This window comes from Chitinophaga deserti, from assembly GCF_003149455.1.
Taxonomy (GTDB): Bacteria; Bacteroidota; Bacteroidia; order Chitinophagales; family Chitinophagaceae; genus Chitinophaga; species Chitinophaga deserti.
Genome location: NZ_QFFK01000008.1, coordinates 342568 through 360881, shown reverse-complemented (window position 1 = coordinate 360881; position 18314 = coordinate 342568). Strand labels below are relative to the sequence as shown.

Here is an 18314-nt window from a genome sequence, read left to right as displayed (position 1 = left end):
AGCCGGATTTACGTAAATATAGTATAAGAATATATGCATCTTCAGTTAAATAACCTCAGTGATAAGGAACTGCTTCTCCGGTTCCGGAAATTCCGGGAGAGGGAAGCCGCAGGGGTGCTATTAGAACGTTATAGTCACCTCCTGGTGGCGGTTTGTTTGCCCGGGCTTGATGCCCAGCATCCTGCAGATACCGTTTTCCCTGACCTTACCGTGCGCCTGTATAACCAAATGCAGGGTGCTACCGGTAAAATGAATGATACCATACATGGAACAGTTCAGCAGTATTTTGGCAAAATCCGCAAGGGCAGCGGCCCCCAGCCGGCTGTGCGCGAACTGGAATACCGGATCGAGCAGGCAGGCAGCAATCCCATCGAGAAAACCGCCCTTGCGGTACGGCTCGAAAATGCTTTGGGAAGGCTTATCCCGGAAGATTCGGAGTTGCTGAACGAATTCTATCTGGAACATATTACACTGCGGGAAATAGCCCGCAGGCGGAACACTGCTCCCGCCCAGATCAGGGAGCGGCTCAGAGGCATCCGTCAGATGGTTGCCGGTTTTATGAAAGAGGCGGCATATGAATAGTAATTCTTCAAGACAGGAAAGGATCATCCGGATCTTTACCCCCGTTCGATGTCTGAACAGGGATCAGATGCGCCGTTACCATCTCGGCCAGATGACCGAAGTGGAACAGCACCTGGTAGAACATCACCTCATCGATTGCGACCTTTGCAACGATGCCCTCACCACACTGGAAAACACGGCCAACATTGAATCGTACCAGCAGCTGAGCCAGCAGCTCAGCCAATACATCCTGCGGGAATATGCAGCCGGTACACAGCCTGCGGTACGCCTGCAGAAGCTGCAGCAGCCCATGCATCACAAAACCTCGCGCAGCTTTGCCGACAGCGCGCAGTCTTACTTCTGGACCATCGTGTTTCTCGCCATCGGCGGAGGCAGTGTTTTTGCATTGCAGCAGCACCTGAAACACAGACCACCACTCTCTACACTTCCTATGCGTACTGCAGATGCGCTGGTATTGCCCGCTCCCAAAGGGGCAGCGCTGGGCGATTATCAGATTACCGCACAGGAAACACCTCAACAACAGCAACAGCAGCCCCTCGTAATGCAAACGAAGTACAGTACCCGCGATACTTCCCGCGCAACAATACCCGTTGCATTAAAAACCGATACCGCACAGAAGAAGAAGCCCGTGAAAGACAGTGCCCTGCCCAAAGTGCAGCCTGCCGACACCAATGCGCGTAAACAAATTGTACAGGCTCCTGCCCCGCCACCTGCAGCCGAAACACCCAAAGAACCACAGAAAGAAGCGCCGAAAGAAAAAGCTCCCGAGGTTACGCGTGCTGCCAGTGAAGAAAAAGAAAATGATGCACCCGCGAAGACTGAACCTGCAAAACCTGCTAACGGCGACGACTATCTGTTCCGCAGTGCCATGCAATACCAGCAGCAGGGAGATTACGGTGAGGCCATCAACCAGTTCCGCAAACTGTCTGACAAGGGCAAGTATTCAGAGCGTGCCCGCTACCAGATGGCCATCTGCTACCGTGCAAAAGGCCAGAAAGGCAAAGCCCGCAGGCTGCTGCGCGAGCTGGCCAATTCCGAAAGCACCCTGAAATCACAGGCGCAAACGGAACTCAACAACATGAATTGATGTTCCTTTCTTGAAACTTTTATGGAATTTGTTTACCTATGCATCTCATTTGAGAACGCTATTGTAAAAACGTGCATCTATCCTCCGACCAATATCAAAACCTGAGTGATCAGGAACTGCTCATCCGGTATAAAGCCGACGGCAACACCGAGTGGATCGGCGTCCTGTTCGACAGGTACGCCCTGCTGCTCCTGGGCCTTTGCATGAAGTATCTCAAGAATGAAGAAGATGCGCGCGACAGTGTGCAGCAGATATTCCTGAAAGTACTTTCTGAAGTACACCGGCATGAAGTGATCTACTTCAAGGCCTGGATTTACCAGGTAGCCAAAAACCACTGCCTGATGCAGTTACGGCATAAGAAAGATCTGGAGTTGAAAGAAGACCAGGTGCCGGGTGTGGCGCAGCAGGAAGATCTGAACCATAAACCCCATCTGCAAAAAGATCAGATGCTGGATAATATGGAACGGGCATTGGGAGAACTGAACAGTGAACAGGCTACCACCGTCCGTATGTTTTACCTTGAGAAGAAAAGCTACCAGGAAATATCCGACATAACCGGGTTTAACTCCGGACAGGTAAAAAGCTACATCCAGAACGGAAAACGCAACCTTAAAATATTATTGGAAAAGTACAGTAAAAATATGCGTTAACTTGCATTGCAGGTAACGCTACCCAACAGATATGAACGATCATTTTGCCGACATATTCACCGAAACTGCCTGTCCCTCACAGGACAAGCTGATGGCTTACGTCAAAGGTGAACTGGGCGCCAGTGAAAGGCACGAAGTAGAAATGCATATGCAGGACTGCGAGATGTGTGCTGAAGCTGTGGAAGGATTGTCTGCCATTTCCCGGAAAGATCAGATCCCCGGATGGCTGCGGCAGGCTAAATGGAATGTATTACATACCCTCCGCCGGAAAAACCGCCGGAAGAAGAAGGAGAACTATTACCTCTACATTGTGATTGTATCCCTGGTCATCCTTTTTATGGCCATCGCACTTTGGTGGATCTACCATTTTGCCCGTCAGTAAAGCTTCCTGTCGGATTTATCCGCCCATTCCCGGAACACTTCCCTGGCCGATTCTTCAGGCATGGGGATGAAAGGGATCTTCTTATCGCCGTAAGGCAATTCCAGTTCGTGATAAATAAATGAATCGTCGAATTGTATGGCGGCAGCTTCCTCTTTTGTATTGGCGAAGAATACCCTTTGCGGGCGTGCCCAGTAGATAGCCCCGAAGCACATGGGGCAGGGTTCGCAGGAGGTAAATATCTCACAATCCGTGAGCTGGAAAGTGCCCAGGCGCTGGCAGGCATCGCGGATAGCCACTACTTCGGCATGTGCCGTAGGGTCGTTATGGGTGAGTACCTGGTTCCACCCTTCCCCCACCACTTCATCTCCCCTCACCACAATGGAGCCAAAGGGCCCGCCTTCTCCGCTTCGCATACCGCGGGCGGATAATTCCACCGCCATCGCCATGAACTTCTTTTCTCTTTCTCCGATCGGGTACATATGCCTGGTTTTATCCAAATGTACGGATTTCAGGACTTTATGCACGCCGCAACCGTACAGGGGAAGACGCAGAGCCTGCCCTGCGCCCTTCCTGTAGGCCTTTTAACCCCCATAATCCTGACTACACAATCTTCCTCCCCGGTTGTACAGGGAGCAATCGCTTGCCGCAGAACCAGCGGGTAGTTCGTTGTTTTGACGGGCACAAGATAACCACTATATTAGATTATAACTAATATTAATTTGTTAGTTTTACTAATGCGTATTAGGAGCAAAAAAAATCCCGGATGAGGATTCATCCGGGCCTTTACCTGTAACTGTATATCGTCGTATTAGAAATGACTTGTTAATTATTGCGGATCACTACCACATTGTCAAACACATCTACAAGAACGGGCTTCGATTTATCTATTTCTCCACCCAGGATTTTCTTGCTCAGCAGGTTTACAATCTCTTTCTGGATCAGGCGCTTCAGCGGCCTTGCACCAAACTGTGGATCATAACCCTGTTCTGCCAGGTAGTCAAGCGCATACTCAGAGAATTCCAATATCATGCCATTCTTCGCTACCAGCTCCTTCAATTGTTGTAATTGTATGTTAATAATTCCACGTACTTCGGAGCGCATGAGCGGCTGGAACATAATCACTTCATCCACACGGTTTAAGAACTCCGGACGGATGGTCTGTTTCAGCAGATTCATCACTTCATTCTTCGTCCTGTCTACCACTTCTTCCTTGTTCCCTTCGTTGATTTTCTCAAAGTTTTCCTGGATGATATGGCTGCCCATATTGCTGGTCATGATGATGATGGTGTTCTTGAAATTCACCACACGGCCTTTGTTGTCGGTGAGCCGTCCATCGTCGAGTACCTGGAGCAGGATATTGAATGTATCGGGGTGTGCTTTCTCGATCTCATCGAGCAGCACCACGCTGTAGGGTTTCCGGCGTACGGCTTCCGTGAGCTGGCCGCCTTCATCGTACCCTACATATCCCGGAGGCGCGCCTACGAGGCGGCTTACGGCGTGTTTCTCCTGGTATTCGGACATATCGATCCTGGTCATCATCCCTTCATCGTCGAACAGGTAATCGGCCAGTGCTTTGGCCAGCTCCGTTTTACCGACACCGGTAGTACCGAGGAAGATGAATGAGCCGATGGGCCTGCGGGGATCATTGAGCCCTGCGCGGCTGCGGCGGATAGCATCGGCTACGGCCACAATGGCTTCGTCCTGCCCTACCACGCGCTTATGCAGCTCATCTTCCAGCTGCAGCAGTTTATCCTTTTCGCTCTGCATCATTTTGGCTACGGGGATGCCGGTGGCTTTGGCCACGTTCTCGGCTATATCTTCCGCATCCACTTCTTCTTTCAGCAGGCGTTTATTATTGGAGGAGATATTGGCCAGCTCGGCGGTGAGGCCGGCTACCAGTTGCTCCTGTTCTTTTATTTTACCGTAACGGATCTCGGCTACTTTGCCGAAATCACCGTTGCGTTCTGCCTGTTCGGCTTCGAGCTTCAGATGTTCGATGGCGGCTTTGGCGTTCTGCACTTTATCTACCAGTTCTTTCTCCTGCTGCCATTTCGATTTGAAGGTGTTCCTTTCTTCTCCCAGCCGGGCTATTTCTGCGCCCAGTTCACGGAGTTTATCTTCGTCGTTTTCCCTTTTAATCGCTTCCCGCTCAATTTCGAGCTGGCGGATGCGGCGTTCCAGTTCATCCAGTTCTTCGGGCATGGAGTTCATTTCCAGCCGGAGCTTGGCGGCGCTTTCATCGATGAGGTCAATGGCCTTGTCGGGTAAAAAGCGGTCGGTAATATACCGGTGAGAAAGTTCCACGGCGGCGATGATCGCTTCGTCGCGGATCAGCACGTGGTGGTGGTTCTCGTAACGCTCTTTCAGTCCGCGGAGGATGGAAATGGCATCATCAGTAGAAGGTTCATCGATAAATACTTTCTGGAACCTGCGTTCGAGGGCTTTATCCTTTTCGAAATACTTCTGGTATTCGTTAAGGGTGGTGGCACCGATGGCGCGAAGCTCTCCTCTTGCCAGTGCAGGCTTGAGGATATTGGCGGCGTCCATGGCTCCTTCCATCGCACCCGCACCAATGAGGGTGTGGATCTCGTCAATGAAGAGGATGATATCGCCGTTAGAATCGGCAACTTCTTTCACCACGGCTTTGAGTCTTTCTTCGAACTCACCGCGGTATTTGGCGCCTGCCATGAGCGCACCCATATCGAGGGCGTAAATGATTTTGCTGTGCAGGTTATCGGGCACGTCTCCGTTAATAATACGGTGTGCGAGCCCTTCTGCGATAGCGGTTTTACCAACACCCGGTTCCCCTACGAGGATGGGGTTGTTTTTGGAACGGCGGCTGAGGATGTGCAGGGTCCTGCGGATTTCCTCATCGCGCCCGATCACGGGATCGAGCTTACCGGCGCGGGCCAGTTCGTTCAGGTTCTTGGCATATTTCTCGAGGGAGTTATAGGTGGCGTCGGCCGTCTGGCTGTTTACCGTACCTCCTTTGCGGAGTTCTGTAAGTGCGGCTTTAAGGCCTTTCTCGGTAAGTCCTGCATTCTTCAGGAGCTTGGCGGTATCGTCGCTGCCGCCGAGTAAACCCAGCAGCAGGTGCTCCACGCTTACAAATTCATCTTTGAACTCTTTAATGCTGGAGCCTGCACGAAGGATAGCGTTATTCGCATCCCGGCTCAGCACCTGCCCGCCTTCCCCGCTGCCGATAGTGGCGTATCCCTGGATCTGCTCATTGAGCTTACCATCGAGGAAACTTGTGTTCACATCGTTCTTCTTCAGCAGGTATTCTATACTGTTATCTTCGTCCTGCAGTAATGCTTTGAGGATATGGCCGGTTTCAATCGCCGAGTTACGGTGATTAAAAGCCAGCTGCTGTGCCTGTTGCAGCGTTTCCTGGGACTTGATGGTGAAATTATTCAGATTCATATATTGCTACTTTTACTCCTTTTAGGTTAACGATTGGATTTTTGATTTGTTCAGGTTGATCAAATCCCGAACCAAGGCATCATTATCCGTCAGGTTGACAGCCCCAACCTTCCTGAACTGCATTAATTTCAGTTTATATGTAAAATACCTGCTATTTTGTCTATTTATTTCATTTTGAAGGTCTTGCGTGGCTCGAAGTGTTAATGACCCGGTCGTAATGAACTGTGGAGTGAGTTAAGTGTTATAAATCAGTTACATCCGAAATCCATCATCACCAAAACACTCTTTTATGGCGTTTGACCTCATAGAGACCCTCAGAAATCTGTTCAACAATGATTTTGCCGGTAAAGCGGCTGCACAGCTGGGTGAAAGCGAAGCCGGCGTGCAAAAAGCCATGGGCGGCATTGTTCCCGCCATCCTAACCGGACTGCTTCAGAAAGCGGGATCGGGAGATGCGGGCGGACTGGTGAGTATGATCAAAGACGCGGCGGGTTCCTCCTTTACCCAGGTTTCCGACCTTGGCGGCGGGCTTCCCGCAGGCCTGTTGGCAAAAGGCTCCGACTATCTGCGGACCCTCTTCGGCAGTAATGCCCCCAGTATGGCGGGCGCAATTGCATCCTACGCGGGCATCCGTCCGCAATCGGCCGACACATTGCTGCAAACTGCTGCTCCTGCTTCGCTGGGAGTTATCGGTAAGCATGCTGAATCTGCCGGACTGGGTGCATCCGGCATCCTCGAACTGCTGAACAGCCAGAAAGATAAAATCCTTGCTGCCGTGCCTTCGGGCCTGGGCCTTGCCAGCCTGCTGGGCGTAGGCAGCCTGGGTGATATCGGCAACAAACTATCTGCCCTCACCGGCAACTTAAAAAGTGCAGCCCATACCGTTGGGCACCGTCCGGAAGAAGGTGCTCCCGGCGGTGGCAAATGGGTTACCTACCTCATTATCGCTATTGCGGCTACCCTCCTGCTATGGTGGCTACTGAGAGGATGTGGTGATAAAAAGGATACCATGGGCGTGACACAACAGGACAGCCTGGTAGTTACACAGGAAACCGTGCCTGCCGCACCCGCTGCCCCGGTTGCCCGCGAATCCATCAAAGTAACGTTGCCGGATGGCAAGGTACTCGATGCCTATAAAGGCGGTATCGAAGATAAGCTGGTGCAATTCCTGCAGGACCCGAATGCGGTGCCTGGGAAAGATGTATGGTTCGATTTCGATAACCTGAACTTCCACACAGGCTCTGCGCAGATCACGCAGGAAAGCCAGGCGCAGATCGATAACCTCGCTGCCATCCTCAACGCTTTCCCCAAAGCGAAGATTAAGATTGGAGGATATACCGACGCTACCGGCGATGCGAAGAAGAACCTGCAACTTTCGCAGGAACGCGCCACCTCAGTGGTAACAGCGCTATCTGCCGCCAACGTGAAGCCCGTACAGCTGCAGGGCGCCGAAGGGTATGGCAGCCAGTTTGCTAAAGCTGCTGCCGATGCGCCGGATGAAGAAAGGAAGCTCGACAGGCGTATATCCGTCAGCGTACGTGAAAAGTAAGTAATGCAAAAAGTACATACATGAGAAGGGCGCCCGTTTATGGGCGCCCTTTGCTTTTTATGATGCTTCCTTTTTGACCAGCACTACTCTGCTTCGGTCGGACTTGTACATTTGATTCAGGAAATCTTCCAGCGCCGGATACTCTGCTGCGGGGTACCTCCCCGCTTTCATCTCGACCTGCCGGATGTATCGGATCTTATTACCCTCTACCGTAACCTTCGCATAATACGAACCAAAGCGAGTGCTCAGCTTTACTTCGGGAAACATTGCTTCGGGCTGGTAGCCTGCAGGCACGGCAATCTCTACGGTATCGGCATCCCTGTAAGGCGTGCGGATATAAATATCAGACTTACGGGCCGATTCAGCCGTTAGCTTTCCCTGATGGCGGTTAAGGATGTTAGGGGTGATGAACAGCCGTTTGCCGGTTACAGAAGCGTAGTTAGGCACCGTCAGATCCAGCGACTCCTCAATTTCCGGAACGGGCCACGCATCGGGACGGGCTTTATAATCCAGCTGACGGATATCGAAACTGGGCAGGCTGAGGCGGCCTTTCACATACTCCAGCTGCTTTTCTTTACTGAGGTAACTCATCAGACTGTGGTAATCGTCCTGCTGCAGGCCGGTGTATTTTGTTTTACAGGCTACTTTCAGGTTACCTGCCTCATCGGCCTCAGCAACGATGTTGCGGAGCTGCAGGTTCTGGGCCGCGGTGTATATGGGCGTGCGTACCAGTTTGCCTCCGGTTTCGGTTACGAGCAATACGGGCCTGTCGTTCGTGAAACTGCCCAGGTAGCCTGCCGGAGCGGTTTGACTGGTGCATTCCAGCCACGTGGTATCTTTTATGCCGGGTACACAAAGGATGATGTGGTTGAATTGATCTACCGTAAAGTCTTCTATGAAATCATTAGCCCCTTCCCCCGCTTTCACGAGGGTGTAATGCGAGCGGATGCCGGCTTCGGCCAGCAGAGCTTTCATGTAGTTGGAAAGTGCTTTACAGTCGCCGTAACCTTTAGCGGCCACATAGGCTGCATCAAAAGGCTGCCAGCCGCCGATGCCCAGCTGAATACTGATGTACCGGGTATTTTGCTGCATATAGTTGTACAGCAGGCGGATCTTGTCTGCATCAGTGGTTGCACCGGCAATGGTTTTAGCTACTACGGCCTTAATATTATCGGGCAATACGCCCCGGCCTTCGTTGAGCACATTCTGGAACCGCGCAAAATCCTCCCAGGTGCTCATACTGCCATCGTACGCGGCAAATGAGAAGCGGCTGGGCGCGAGGTACACAACGGTGGTTTGTTCCCGCCACGGGCCTGTAAACTGCTCTTTTGTGAGTGCAGGGAGGTTCTTCACTTCCCAGGTCAGCACTTTGGATCCTTTCTCTGTACGTTTTGCAGGTTCGCCAATATAGCGGTACTGCCTGTAGCGCAGGTCGTAGTCTTCCGGAACGCTTACTTCGAGGCGGCTTTGCTCTACTGCATACTGGTAACCACCCTGTGGCACCCAGTTGGGCAGGCTGGCCGTAAAGCGATGCCGGTACTCCACTTCATAAGCCACAGTGTACGGATATACTTTGTGATAGAAATGATGCGTTTTGATGCGGTTATCATCCATGAGGTTATTATCGCTCACGGCGCTACCGTCGCGGATCTCACTCTGCTTCAGTTTACGGAGCTGATTGCCCTGTGAATCGTACAGCACCCCGCTGATGTCTTTTATCTCCCGGTATTTATCGTACCCTTCGCTGAGCCCGCCGAACTTATCGCCGTTCTCATTCAGGATGGTAACTACCACCCTGTGTACCATCCGTACATCGCGGGTATCCACGATCTTAACGGTCAGCACTTCTTCGCGCTGTACAGCGATGGCGTCTTTGAGCAGTCCGGCAGGGATAGCGCTCACGGGGTATTGCGGATCTGCCGCAAAAGTGTTCATGGTGGCCAGCAGGCCTGTTAATATGGTCAGTATCCGGATCATGCTTTTTTCTTCTTGATGACAAGCTGTTCTGCGTGTTTCTTTACCACTACGTCGAAGAACTCGCGGAGTGGCTGGTATTCTTCCGCATCGTAGAGGGCGCGGGTAAACTTCAGGCGTGAGCGCATCATGAGATCGTTCCCGTTCTGTTGCACGAGAAACTGGAAGATGCCTTCCCCGTCGTTAAACTTAACGATGGTGGATTTGGGAACCTCTTCAAATGTGCAGTCTTCGGGCAGTTTGAGCGTTAAGGTATAATTGTAATCCGTTACCGAAGGCATTTCGATCGGGTATGTACGGTCTGTTGACTTAAAGGGGTTGCTGCGCATAGATTCGGAGAACATGGGACTGAGGTATATCATACCGCTTTCGTCTGCATTGTTCAGCTTAAAGTCGTAGTCTACCACCAGCTGCTTCCCGAAATCGTCCAGCTCACCCAGCTTTCCGTTTGATAATTCAATGTCTGCCACAAATCCTTTTGCGAGGTCTTTAAAGAATACGTCCTGTCCTTTTTCCCGTATGCGGGCGCGGGCATCATACGATTCGAAGAAAGTGTATTGCCGCTGGAAGTGGCCGATCAGCTGACCTTTATCATCGGGAGAGATGAACACGCCGGCTACGGATCTTTCAAATAGTGAATCCGCTTCAAACATCAGCAGATCGGCCGTTTCGTTCACTTTCCTTGCAGCACCGTTATAACAGGAAGCATGCAGTTTGCCAAAGCCGAGGAAGGGGCGGGTGGCATCGAGGAACACTTCTTCGCCGTCGGCCTCAACACTAACGATGGTGTAGTTGAGCTTGTTGCGGATGGGGTACATCGCATACATTTTACCATGGCTGCGCGTGCTCAGCAATACCGGGTTAGCGTTCAGTTTAGCTTCGCGCAGCATTGCCGTGAGCAGGATATTGATGTCGGACACATTGCCGTTTTTCTTCGTAAAAGTGGTTTTGAGCGACTGGCTCTTCCATATGGCGGAATGATCGGTACAGGTGAACTGATCACGCACAAATGCATAGATGCGGTCTGCTTTTTCTTTCTCGTTCTTTGCGCCGTTAGTGAGACGTTTTACTTCATCTTCCAGGAAGTTATTACTCTTTGCCAGTTCTCCGGTATAGTCTTCATCCTTACCCATCTCCTCCATGAATTTCGGCCATGTGGTCATGATAGGACGCACCGGCGTTTCAGGGAAGCGGATGGCAGACAGCTGGAACTCGATGTAACTGATGTGATTGGCCAGCGTGGTCACAAAGCTTTCCTCTTTCAGGGGCGGCACATCCTTCATTACCCAGCGGTGGGTGGTAACCCCGGGGGTAACGGATACGTGGCGCGAGGCGGAAGAAGCTGAAGCGCCATCCATGTTGAAGCTGAAAGTGCGCCGGCCGTCTTTCGCGTTTTTGATGTGAAAACTGTTATAACCCTGGCTGAGGAAGATGTATTCGTAGTATTCCGGCAGCGATACCTCATATTCGCTCCACAGTACCGGCATGCCTACTTCCTGGAAGGCCCAGGGGCGCAGGTAGGTAGGGAATTCGGAATTAATTGTGTAGGAATATTCAATGATGGTGCCTTCGCGAACTGCCGGAAGGGTGAATTTTTTGCGGATGGTATTGCGGTTCAGCTTCTCGGTGAAAACGGCCTTGCTTTCCAGTTTGGTTTCCACCACTTTACCATTTTCGAGGTTATAGGCGGTGGCTTTGAGGTTAGCCAGCGATTCTTCTGCGGCACCCTGGTAATGCAGATCGATGCTCACATTGGCCTCGTCGTAGGCGCTTTTGCGGAGGATGTGTACGCGGCGGTGCTTTTTGAATACCTGTATAAACCACTCCCGGCCGGATTCGAACTCAGAGGAGCCTACGTCGGCCAGCACAACTGCTGCTGCGCCGGTATCGATATCGTAACGGGTTTTAAAATCTTCAGGGCTTACTTTTCCGTATTTAACGGGTGTTTTATCCTGGGCGGTGAGCAAACAGGCCCACATCAGCAGGGCGGGGATTAAAAGGGCAATTTTTCGTTGCATTACAGTAGTCTTAGGTATACGGGTTGAAATTGACGATAAAATTATACTTTTTCCGGTCCGGAACCTTTTTTCCGGCAAAATATTCCCGGTTCACGCCTTAGAGATGCATAAAACCCTCCGATTGCATAACAACCGCCCGGGAAAAGTGTAATTTTGCGGCTGCATGCAGCAACTGGAGAAAAATACCGTGTTCGTAAAGCAGCTGGCCCGTGAGCTTGGGTTCAACCATTGCGGTATCGCAAAGGCCGAACAGCTGAGCGACGATGCCTTCCGCCTGGAGGCATGGCTGCAGAAAGGCATGCACGGAGAAATGCGGTATATGGAGAACTACTTCGACAAACGCATTGATCCCCGGCTGCTGGTAGACGGCGCCCATTCAGTGATCACCCTCCTCCTCAATTACTTCCCCGCGCAACAGCAGCGGCCAGACGCACCGCAGGTAGCCAAATACGCCTATGGGGCCGATTACCATGAAGTGATCCGTGAAAAGCTCAACACCCTCCTGTTCCGCATGCGAGAAGAATGGGGCGATGTGCAGGGCCGCGGGTTCGTGGATTCCGCCCCCGTGCTGGAACGCGCCTGGGCGCAGAAAAGCGGACTGGGATGGATCGGCAAAAACGGTAATATCATCCACAAACAGGCTGGTTCCTTCTTCTTCATCGCCACCCTCATTGTAGATATCCCTTTTGTGTACGACAGCGCCGCAGGCGACTATTGCGGCAGCTGCACCCGGTGCCTGGATGCCTGTCCTACCGGAGCCCTCGTTTCTCCTACCGTGGTAGACGGCAGCCGGTGCATCTCCTATTACACCATTGAACTGAAGGACGCCCTCATCCCCGACAAAATGCAGGGCCAGTTTGCCGACTGGATGTTTGGCTGCGACATCTGCCAGGACGTTTGCCCCTGGAACCGGTTCGCCAAAGCCAACGAAGAAGCCTCTTTCGCCCCCATCCCCGAAATATTGAACTTCAGTACTTCGCAATGGGAAGAGCTGACGGAAGAGGAGTTTAAACGCATCTTCCGGAAAAGTCCGCTGAAGCGGAGTAAATACGCCGGTATCCGGAGAAACCTCCAATTCTTGCGCCCCCCATCTCTCTGAATTGTCATACCAATGTAGCGGCAGCCGTATCAAAACGGACTCCTCCCTCCCATCCTGACATACAACTGTCATTTAAAACCCGCCTGCTATGACACCGCGCCCCGGGCGTTGTAGCTTTTCGGCAGTGAGACAGCTACCGTGTGTTTCATGTATCAAATCAAAATCGCTTTCATCATGCGACTACTCTTATTGTTCCTGGCGGCCCTGAGCCTCCCATTCGCCGGCGCCCGTGCGCAATCCAGCAACGCCGCGCCTTCCCAGCACCTGGTGTACAGTTTCCCTTCCGATGCAGTGCTGAAACTGCAGAAAGTTAAAATCACCCAAACGGCGTACACGTCGTACTTCTCCGTGTTTAACTGGGCAGGCGGGTATGCAGGACTGCAACACACGCCGGACAGCTCATCCGGCTCGTCCAAGATCCTCATTGCTTCGCAGTGGGACCCGAATACGGCAGGCAACATCTTTGCCCGGCAGGCTTACCTCGGAGCCGGCACTATTTACAGCCGCTTCGGCGGAGAGGGTGATGGGGCAAAAACCATCAATCCCTACAACTGGCAGCTGAACGTGTGGTATACCTTTGTGATCCGCTCCTGGAAGCGGAACGGAGAGCTGTTCATCGGCACATTCATCCAAAACGGCAGCACCCAGCAATGGTTCCATACCAGTACCCTGGCTATCCCCGAGCGCACTACTTTCCTTGGCTCCGGCAGCGGTGCATTTATGGAAAACTGGGTAGGTACCGACCCCCGTTTCGATGGCCGCTTCGTACGCAAAGCTTTCTTTAAAGACTGCTGGAACCTTCATACCAGCGGGGTATGGCAGAAATCTACCAGCCGCTACTTCAGCGCCAATGCCAACGATGCAGGGCGTAACGGTATTTACGACCGTGCCTTCAACGCCGGGTTCGATGCCACGGAAGATGCTCACTTCATGGAACATGGCGGCAATGTAACACCCAGCGCGGCCTTCGGTACCGGGCGCACCCTCACGCTGCCCGACCAAACCGGACAGGGAACCGCACCCACACTCACCACAGCCCTTACCACCAGCGTAAGCGCCACCTACAGCAGCGGCAACACCACTGTTAACTGGACGAACAGCAACACCCGCAGTCCACAGCTCAGCTCAAAAGTAGAGATCCTCAATGGAAGCAGCAGCGTGGTACTGACCTCGGAAGAAGTATTGCCCCAGAAGCGCAGTGCCATCATAAGCGGTACGCTCGCTGCAGGCACTTACACAGCAAGGGTTACGGTAACGGATATATTCGGTGTGGCAGCAGCGCCGGTAACCACCACTTTCACGGCCGGTAGCGGGGGCGGCGGTGTAACGGGCAACTGGTACAAGATCCGGAATGTTCACAGTGGTAAATACCTGGCGGTAGAGAACGCAGGCACGGCCAACCTGGCCTACATCGCCCAATATACCAACGGCACCGGCAACCACCTCCAGTGGAAGTTTGTACCGCAGGGAGCGCGTACCAACTGGTGAACCGCAACAGCACCAAGGCCATCGATGTGGCGAACAGTAACCAGACCGCCGGGGTACAGCTCATCCAGTACACCGTTTCTACCAACATCAACCAGCAATGGCAGCTGGTATCCGCCGGTAATGGTGAATACCTCCTGCGCAGCAGCATGAGCAATCAATACATCATCGACAATCCAGGCAGCAGCACAGCAGATGGCACGCGGATGATCCTCTACCCTGCCAACGGTACTACCGGCTCCCCGAATCAACGCTGGGTGCTGGAAGACCAGGGCACTTCCGCTGCCCGCAAGTTCTCCTCCGGGAAAGAGGAAGTGCTGCAACTGGAGCTTTCTCCCAACCCCGTCAGCAATATGCTCACCGTGCGCATACCTGCGGCCAACTTTACACCCAAGCAGGATGTGAAGATTTTTAGTATGACGGGCGCCGTGGTAAAAGTGGAGAAAACCGCCCAGGCAGAAACAAAAATCGATGTGGCAGCGTTGCCTGCAGGGGTATATCTTTTGAAATATGGGGCGTTGCAGGAGCGGTTTGTGAAACAATAAACTGCATTACTTATTTTGGGATTGGCCCGTCGCTGCAAGTGACGGGTTTTTTATTAATATTCTGGCCAGTAACTATCTATGGTAACAAGACACTACACTCGGAAACCCATGATTAATTGTCTATATTGGGTTACTATGCTTCAATTTAAAACCCTCTTCCATACTGCCGCATTCATGGCTGCCACACTCCCCGTTGCAGCACAACAACCATCTGTGTTCCTTGCTGACCCCACTATCTTTTCTGATAAAGGGAAGTACTACATGTACGGTACCGGCAATAGCCAGGGCTTCATGGTGCATGAATCTACCGATGCAAAAAGCTGGCGCCTGCCAGATGACAGTACAAAGCGGTTTGCCTTGAAAAAAGGTGATTCCTATGGTACCAGTGGCTTCTGGGCACCGCATGTGTTTAAATACCGGGGCAGCTATTACATGGCCTATACTGCCAATGAACAGATCGCTATTGCAAAGGCGGCCGGTCCTGCAGGGCCTTTTATACAGGAGAAGCTTGTGGCAATTAGTGGCTCGGGGAAGCAGATAGATCCGTTTGTATTTTTTGATCCGGGAGGGAAGGTGTACCTCTACCACGTTAAACTCCAGAACGGCAACCGCATCTTTGTATCAGAAATGAAACCCGATTTATCGGACGTGATACCCGGAACTGAAAAAGAATGCATCGCCAGTACCAAAGGATGGGAAAACACCGCCAATGCGGAATGGCCGGTGGCTGAAGGGCCTACTGTGCTGAAGCATAACAACACTTACTACCTTATTTATTCCTCCAACGATTTCCGGAATAAGGATTACGCTGTGGGATATGCAACCTCAGCATCACCTACCGGCCCGTGGAAGAAGTACACCGGCAATCCCATCATCAGCAGGCATACCGTTGGCCAGAATGGCGCCGGGCATGGCGATGTGTTTTATGATAAAGCCGGTAAGATGTTTTATGTACTGCACACCCACCGTTCGGAAGAGCGCGTGGCGCCAAGGGCAACTGCGGTAGTGGCACTGAAGTGGCGAAAGGTTAAGGATGGAGAAGATGTATTGGAAGCGGATGGAAAATCGTTCGAATGGCTGCGGTTATAACCACAGGTAATGATACATTCCAAATTACAATTTCCCGGGTGATGAGATTTGAGGGAGCTTTGCACCAGCAAAACGGACATCATACATCATGGAAAAGTTACTGAGAACAAGCACAGTGCAGGGCGGAAAAGCAAAATTCCTGGATAGAAGTATCACTACGAGAGAATTGATTTTTATACTGGCAGTAGTTTTCTGCTTATCGCCATGGATTACACCCCCTATGGCATTATTACTGGGGTTGGTCATCGCGCAGTTCATCGGCCATCCTTATCTTCACCTCAACCATAAAGCCACCCATCTGATGTTACAAATATCTGTAGTGGGCCTTGGCTTCGGCATGCATGCAGGTAATGCTATACAGGCAGGCAAATCAGGCTTGTTGTTTACGGTCATTTCTATTGTCGGCACCATGATAACCGGGTATTTCTTAGGAAAATGCTTCCGGATCGACAAAAAGACATCTTACCTTATCAGTACAGGTACGGCCATTTGCGGCGGCAGCGCCATAGCCGCGGTTTCTCCGGTAATCGCAGCGGAAGAAAAACAGATTTCCGTTGCCTTGGGTACCGTGTTCATTCTAAATGCTGCTGCACTCTTTATATTCCCTTTAATTGGCCATGCCTTACAGCTATCGCAGATACAGTTCGGCATGTGGAGCGCCATCGCAATTCATGATACCAGTTCAGTAGTGGGCGCAGCCGGAAAATACGGCGCTCAGGCCCTGGAAGTAGCTACCACCGTAAAACTCGCAAGAGCATTATGGATTATACCAGTAGCCTTCCTATCCACCTATATTTTCAGGAACAGGAATGTGAAGGTCAAAATCCCTTACTTTATCGGCTTATTTGTACTGGCAATGCTTGCCAACACTTATGTACCGTTCATCCATCAATACAGTACATACCTTACAGGCCTGGGTAAAGCAGGATTAACACTAACCCTCTTCCTCATCGGATGCGGACTGAACCGCAAAGTGTGGGCCGAAGTAGGACTTACACCCATTCTGCAGGGCATTCTGCTGTGGGTACTGATCTCCGCCGCCGCACTAAGGGCCGTTATGAGCCTGGCCTGATGCTGATATCCGGCCTGCATTCATCCATAAAAACTTGGGCATCCGGACAGGCTGACTTATTATTGACCCGTACATCCAGCCATTTAAAAGCACAATACATGAAAAAAGCGACACTGCTTCTCATCAGCAGCTTCCTGATTACTTTGTCGGCATCCGCCCAATCTGCCGGCGGAGCATTGGAAAAGAACCGCACGTACACAGGAGCGAAGGCGGGTAAAAAGGCTTACCATGCCATTTACCAGTTAGATGTAAATGATCCGAAAAGAATTGAAAAAGCGATCCGGAATATCAATAACGCATTAAACGATCCCCGGCTGGCCGGGAAATTAACCATAGAGCTGGTCGCATTCAGTGGGGGGACAGACGCTTTCCTGAAAGGCGGCAAATACGAGCAGGACCTGATTGCACTGGTGGAGAGGGGCGTAATTGTAGCGCAATGTAATAATACACTGAAGGAAAGGAAGATTACCCGGGAAGATCTCTATGACTTCATAGCCATTGTACCCAGCGGGAATGGGGAACTCATTCTCCGGCAGGCAGAAGGGTGGTCGGTCGTTAAGCCATAATAACGATATTATGCAATAAAAAAGGCTACGTGGTGCAGCCCTTTTATTAACATTACCGTACTTCGTAGTCAATTGATTTTACAAAAACTATTATGATAGGGCTATCTCATATGGAGAAACAAATTCACTGTGTCACGAATTTTCAGGATCTGGTTTCTACCCCATATAAAGGAGAAATCAATGCAATATGCTGGACGCGTAATTTGAAAGGTGATTTTTCAGAGATAGTAAGAAAAGTAGCGCTCAACGGGAATATAACGACCATAGAACCAGTCGATCTCCATGAACTTCAGCTGAGCGAGCAAGGGCAACTTGCCCGTGAAATACTTTTAAGCGACCTGGAGCTACTAAAAGCACACGGTGCATCTCCCACCCTTAATGTGATCAGTCACTATGACCGCGATGATACTTTCCCGCTATTACCCACCGATGTCTACTCCTGGCACGTAGACCGCTCCCCCATTCCAACCCACACCTTTTTATGCACCTACTATGGTGCATCCAGTGATATATTGTCCAATGAACAGGGCAAAAAGAAAATCCTGATTCCGGAAATACGTGATGAACTTAAAAAACTATATGGTAGCGCGGATGAAGGCTTTGAAGCATTCCTGAGTGAACACTTCTTTGATTTGCACTATCAGGCTGATCCTGACGCACAGCCCATCAATTTAGGCCTGGGTCACCTGTGGAGGCTGGCGGTTGATCATCCCGGAAGCCAGGTTCCGCCCTGTATTCACCGGGCACCTGTGGAAAAACCCGGAGAGAGCAGGCTGTTGCTGATTTGTTGAAA

General features: G+C 51.4%; 16 protein-coding genes. 12 read left to right on the top strand and 4 right to left on the bottom strand.

The features are described from left to right. Positions 1-33: 33 nt before the first annotated feature. The 4 genes from DEV76_RS19675 to DEV76_RS19660 all read left to right on the top strand — a co-directional run bounded on the left by DEV76_RS19675 (position 34) and on the right by DEV76_RS19660 (position 2701). A complete protein-coding gene (locus tag DEV76_RS19675) occupies positions 34-582 on the top strand; it encodes a sigma-70 RNA polymerase sigma factor region 4 domain-containing protein (protein WP_109699631.1) in 549 nt (182 codons plus the stop codon). Positions 583-649: 67 nt separating this feature from the next. Continuing rightward, positions 650-1669 (top strand): tetratricopeptide repeat protein, encoded by a 1020-nt coding sequence (locus DEV76_RS19670; protein ID WP_157963004.1) that lies wholly within the window; start codon positions 650-652, stop codon positions 1667-1669. A gap of 71 nt (positions 1670-1740) precedes the next feature. After that, on the top strand, positions 1741-2319 hold the full coding sequence (locus DEV76_RS19665) for an RNA polymerase sigma factor (RefSeq protein ID WP_109699629.1): 579 nt from the start codon (positions 1741-1743) through the stop codon (positions 2317-2319). A gap of 31 nt (positions 2320-2350) precedes the next feature. Beyond that, positions 2351-2701 carry an anti-sigma factor family protein gene (locus DEV76_RS19660; protein WP_109699628.1) on the top strand — a complete coding sequence of 117 codons (351 nt, stop codon included), beginning with the start codon at positions 2351-2353 and terminating at the stop codon, positions 2699-2701. Here DEV76_RS19660 and DEV76_RS19655 read toward each other — a convergent pair. Both DEV76_RS19655 and clpB read right to left on the bottom strand, forming a co-directional pair. Beyond that, on the bottom strand, positions 2695-3180 hold the full coding sequence (locus DEV76_RS19655; RefSeq protein WP_109699627.1) for a nucleoside deaminase: 486 nt from the start codon (positions 3178-3180) through the stop codon (positions 2695-2697). The genes DEV76_RS19660 and DEV76_RS19655 overlap by 7 nt on opposite strands. Positions 3181-3523: 343 nt before the next feature. Beyond that, positions 3524-6124, bottom strand: a complete 2601-nt coding sequence (gene clpB / locus DEV76_RS19645) for an ATP-dependent chaperone ClpB (protein WP_109699625.1) — start codon at positions 6122-6124, stop codon at positions 3524-3526. 289 nt (positions 6125-6413) lie between these two features. Between clpB and DEV76_RS19640 the strand changes: the two genes are divergently transcribed. Then, positions 6414-7673, top strand: a complete 1260-nt coding sequence (locus tag DEV76_RS19640; protein WP_109699624.1) for an OmpA family protein — start codon at positions 6414-6416, stop codon at positions 7671-7673. A 57-nt stretch (positions 7674-7730) separates the two neighbouring features. On the opposite strand, the gene DEV76_RS19635 is transcribed toward DEV76_RS19640, so the two are convergent. Together DEV76_RS19635 and DEV76_RS19630 are read right to left on the bottom strand one after the other, a co-directional pair. Next, on the bottom strand, positions 7731-9650 hold the full coding sequence (locus DEV76_RS19635; protein WP_109699623.1) for a DUF3857 domain-containing protein: 1920 nt from the start codon (positions 9648-9650) through the stop codon (positions 7731-7733). Next, positions 9647-11665 (bottom strand): DUF3857 domain-containing protein, encoded by a 2019-nt coding sequence (locus DEV76_RS19630; RefSeq protein WP_109699622.1) that lies wholly within the window; start codon positions 11663-11665, stop codon positions 9647-9649. Before DEV76_RS19630 ends, DEV76_RS19635 begins: the two co-directional genes overlap by 4 nt. Before the next feature lie 163 nt (positions 11666-11828). On the opposite strand from DEV76_RS19630, the gene queG reads away from it, so the two are divergent. The 7 genes from queG (at position 11829) to DEV76_RS19595 (ending at position 18312) form a co-directional block, all read left to right on the top strand. Then, positions 11829-12764 (top strand): tRNA epoxyqueuosine(34) reductase QueG, encoded by a 936-nt coding sequence (gene queG, locus DEV76_RS19625; protein WP_109699621.1) that lies wholly within the window; start codon positions 11829-11831, stop codon positions 12762-12764. Between the two features lie 174 nt (positions 12765-12938). After that, positions 12939-14252 (top strand): DUF3472 domain-containing protein, encoded by a 1314-nt coding sequence (locus tag DEV76_RS19620; RefSeq protein ID WP_198652134.1) that lies wholly within the window; start codon positions 12939-12941, stop codon positions 14250-14252. Then, on the top strand, positions 14213-14794 hold the full coding sequence (locus DEV76_RS19615; RefSeq protein ID WP_109699619.1) for an RICIN domain-containing protein: 582 nt from the start codon (positions 14213-14215) through the stop codon (positions 14792-14794). The genes DEV76_RS19620 and DEV76_RS19615 overlap by 40 nt, the downstream gene beginning before the upstream one ends. A 135-nt stretch (positions 14795-14929) precedes the next feature. Continuing rightward, positions 14930-15883, top strand: a complete 954-nt coding sequence (locus DEV76_RS19610; protein ID WP_109699618.1) for a glycoside hydrolase family 43 protein — start codon at positions 14930-14932, stop codon at positions 15881-15883. Positions 15884-16103: 220 nt separating this feature from the next. After that, complete coding sequence (locus DEV76_RS19605; protein WP_232826995.1) at positions 16104-16955, top strand: YeiH family protein; 852 nt, start codon at positions 16104-16106, stop codon at positions 16953-16955. A 98-nt stretch (positions 16956-17053) separates the two neighbouring features. Next, positions 17054-17521: a DsrE family protein gene (locus tag DEV76_RS19600; protein ID WP_109699668.1), complete on the top strand. Its 468-nt coding sequence runs from the start codon at positions 17054-17056 to the stop codon at positions 17519-17521. 110 nt (positions 17522-17631) lie between these two features. Further along, positions 17632-18312 (top strand): DUF1826 domain-containing protein, encoded by a 681-nt coding sequence (locus DEV76_RS19595; protein WP_232826994.1) that lies wholly within the window; start codon positions 17632-17634, stop codon positions 18310-18312. Positions 18313-18314: the final 2 nt, after the last annotated feature.

Excerpts from the sequence above, each read along its gene's own strand:
- DEV76_RS19675 (WP_109699631.1), top strand. The coding sequence starts at position 34 with ATGCATCTTCAGTTAAATAACCTCAGTGATAAGGAACTGCTTCTCCGG.
- DEV76_RS19670 (WP_157963004.1), top strand. The coding sequence starts at position 650 with ATGCGCCGTTACCATCTCGGCCAGATGACCGAAGTGGAACAGCACCTG.
- DEV76_RS19660 (WP_109699628.1), top strand. The coding sequence starts at position 2,351 with ATGAACGATCATTTTGCCGACATATTCACCGAAACTGCCTGTCCCTCA.
- DEV76_RS19655 (WP_109699627.1), bottom strand. The coding sequence starts at position 3,180 with ATGTACCCGATCGGAGAAAGAGAAAAGAAGTTCATGGCGATGGCGGTG.
- clpB (WP_109699625.1), bottom strand. The coding sequence starts at position 6,124 with ATGAATCTGAATAATTTCACCATCAAGTCCCAGGAAACGCTGCAACAG.
- DEV76_RS19640 (WP_109699624.1), top strand. The coding sequence starts at position 6,414 with ATGGCGTTTGACCTCATAGAGACCCTCAGAAATCTGTTCAACAATGAT.
- DEV76_RS19635 (WP_109699623.1), bottom strand. The coding sequence starts at position 9,650 with ATGATCCGGATACTGACCATATTAACAGGCCTGCTGGCCACCATGAAC.
- DEV76_RS19630 (WP_109699622.1), bottom strand. The coding sequence starts at position 11,665 with ATGCAACGAAAAATTGCCCTTTTAATCCCCGCCCTGCTGATGTGGGCC.
- queG (WP_109699621.1), top strand. The coding sequence starts at position 11,829 with ATGCAGCAACTGGAGAAAAATACCGTGTTCGTAAAGCAGCTGGCCCGT.
- DEV76_RS19620 (WP_198652134.1), top strand. The coding sequence starts at position 12,939 with ATGCGACTACTCTTATTGTTCCTGGCGGCCCTGAGCCTCCCATTCGCC.
- DEV76_RS19610 (WP_109699618.1), top strand. The coding sequence starts at position 14,930 with ATGCTTCAATTTAAAACCCTCTTCCATACTGCCGCATTCATGGCTGCC.
- DEV76_RS19605 (WP_232826995.1), top strand. The coding sequence starts at position 16,104 with ATGGCATTATTACTGGGGTTGGTCATCGCGCAGTTCATCGGCCATCCT.
- DEV76_RS19600 (WP_109699668.1), top strand. The coding sequence starts at position 17,054 with ATGAAAAAAGCGACACTGCTTCTCATCAGCAGCTTCCTGATTACTTTG.
- DEV76_RS19595 (WP_232826994.1), top strand. The coding sequence starts at position 17,632 with ATGGAGAAACAAATTCACTGTGTCACGAATTTTCAGGATCTGGTTTCT.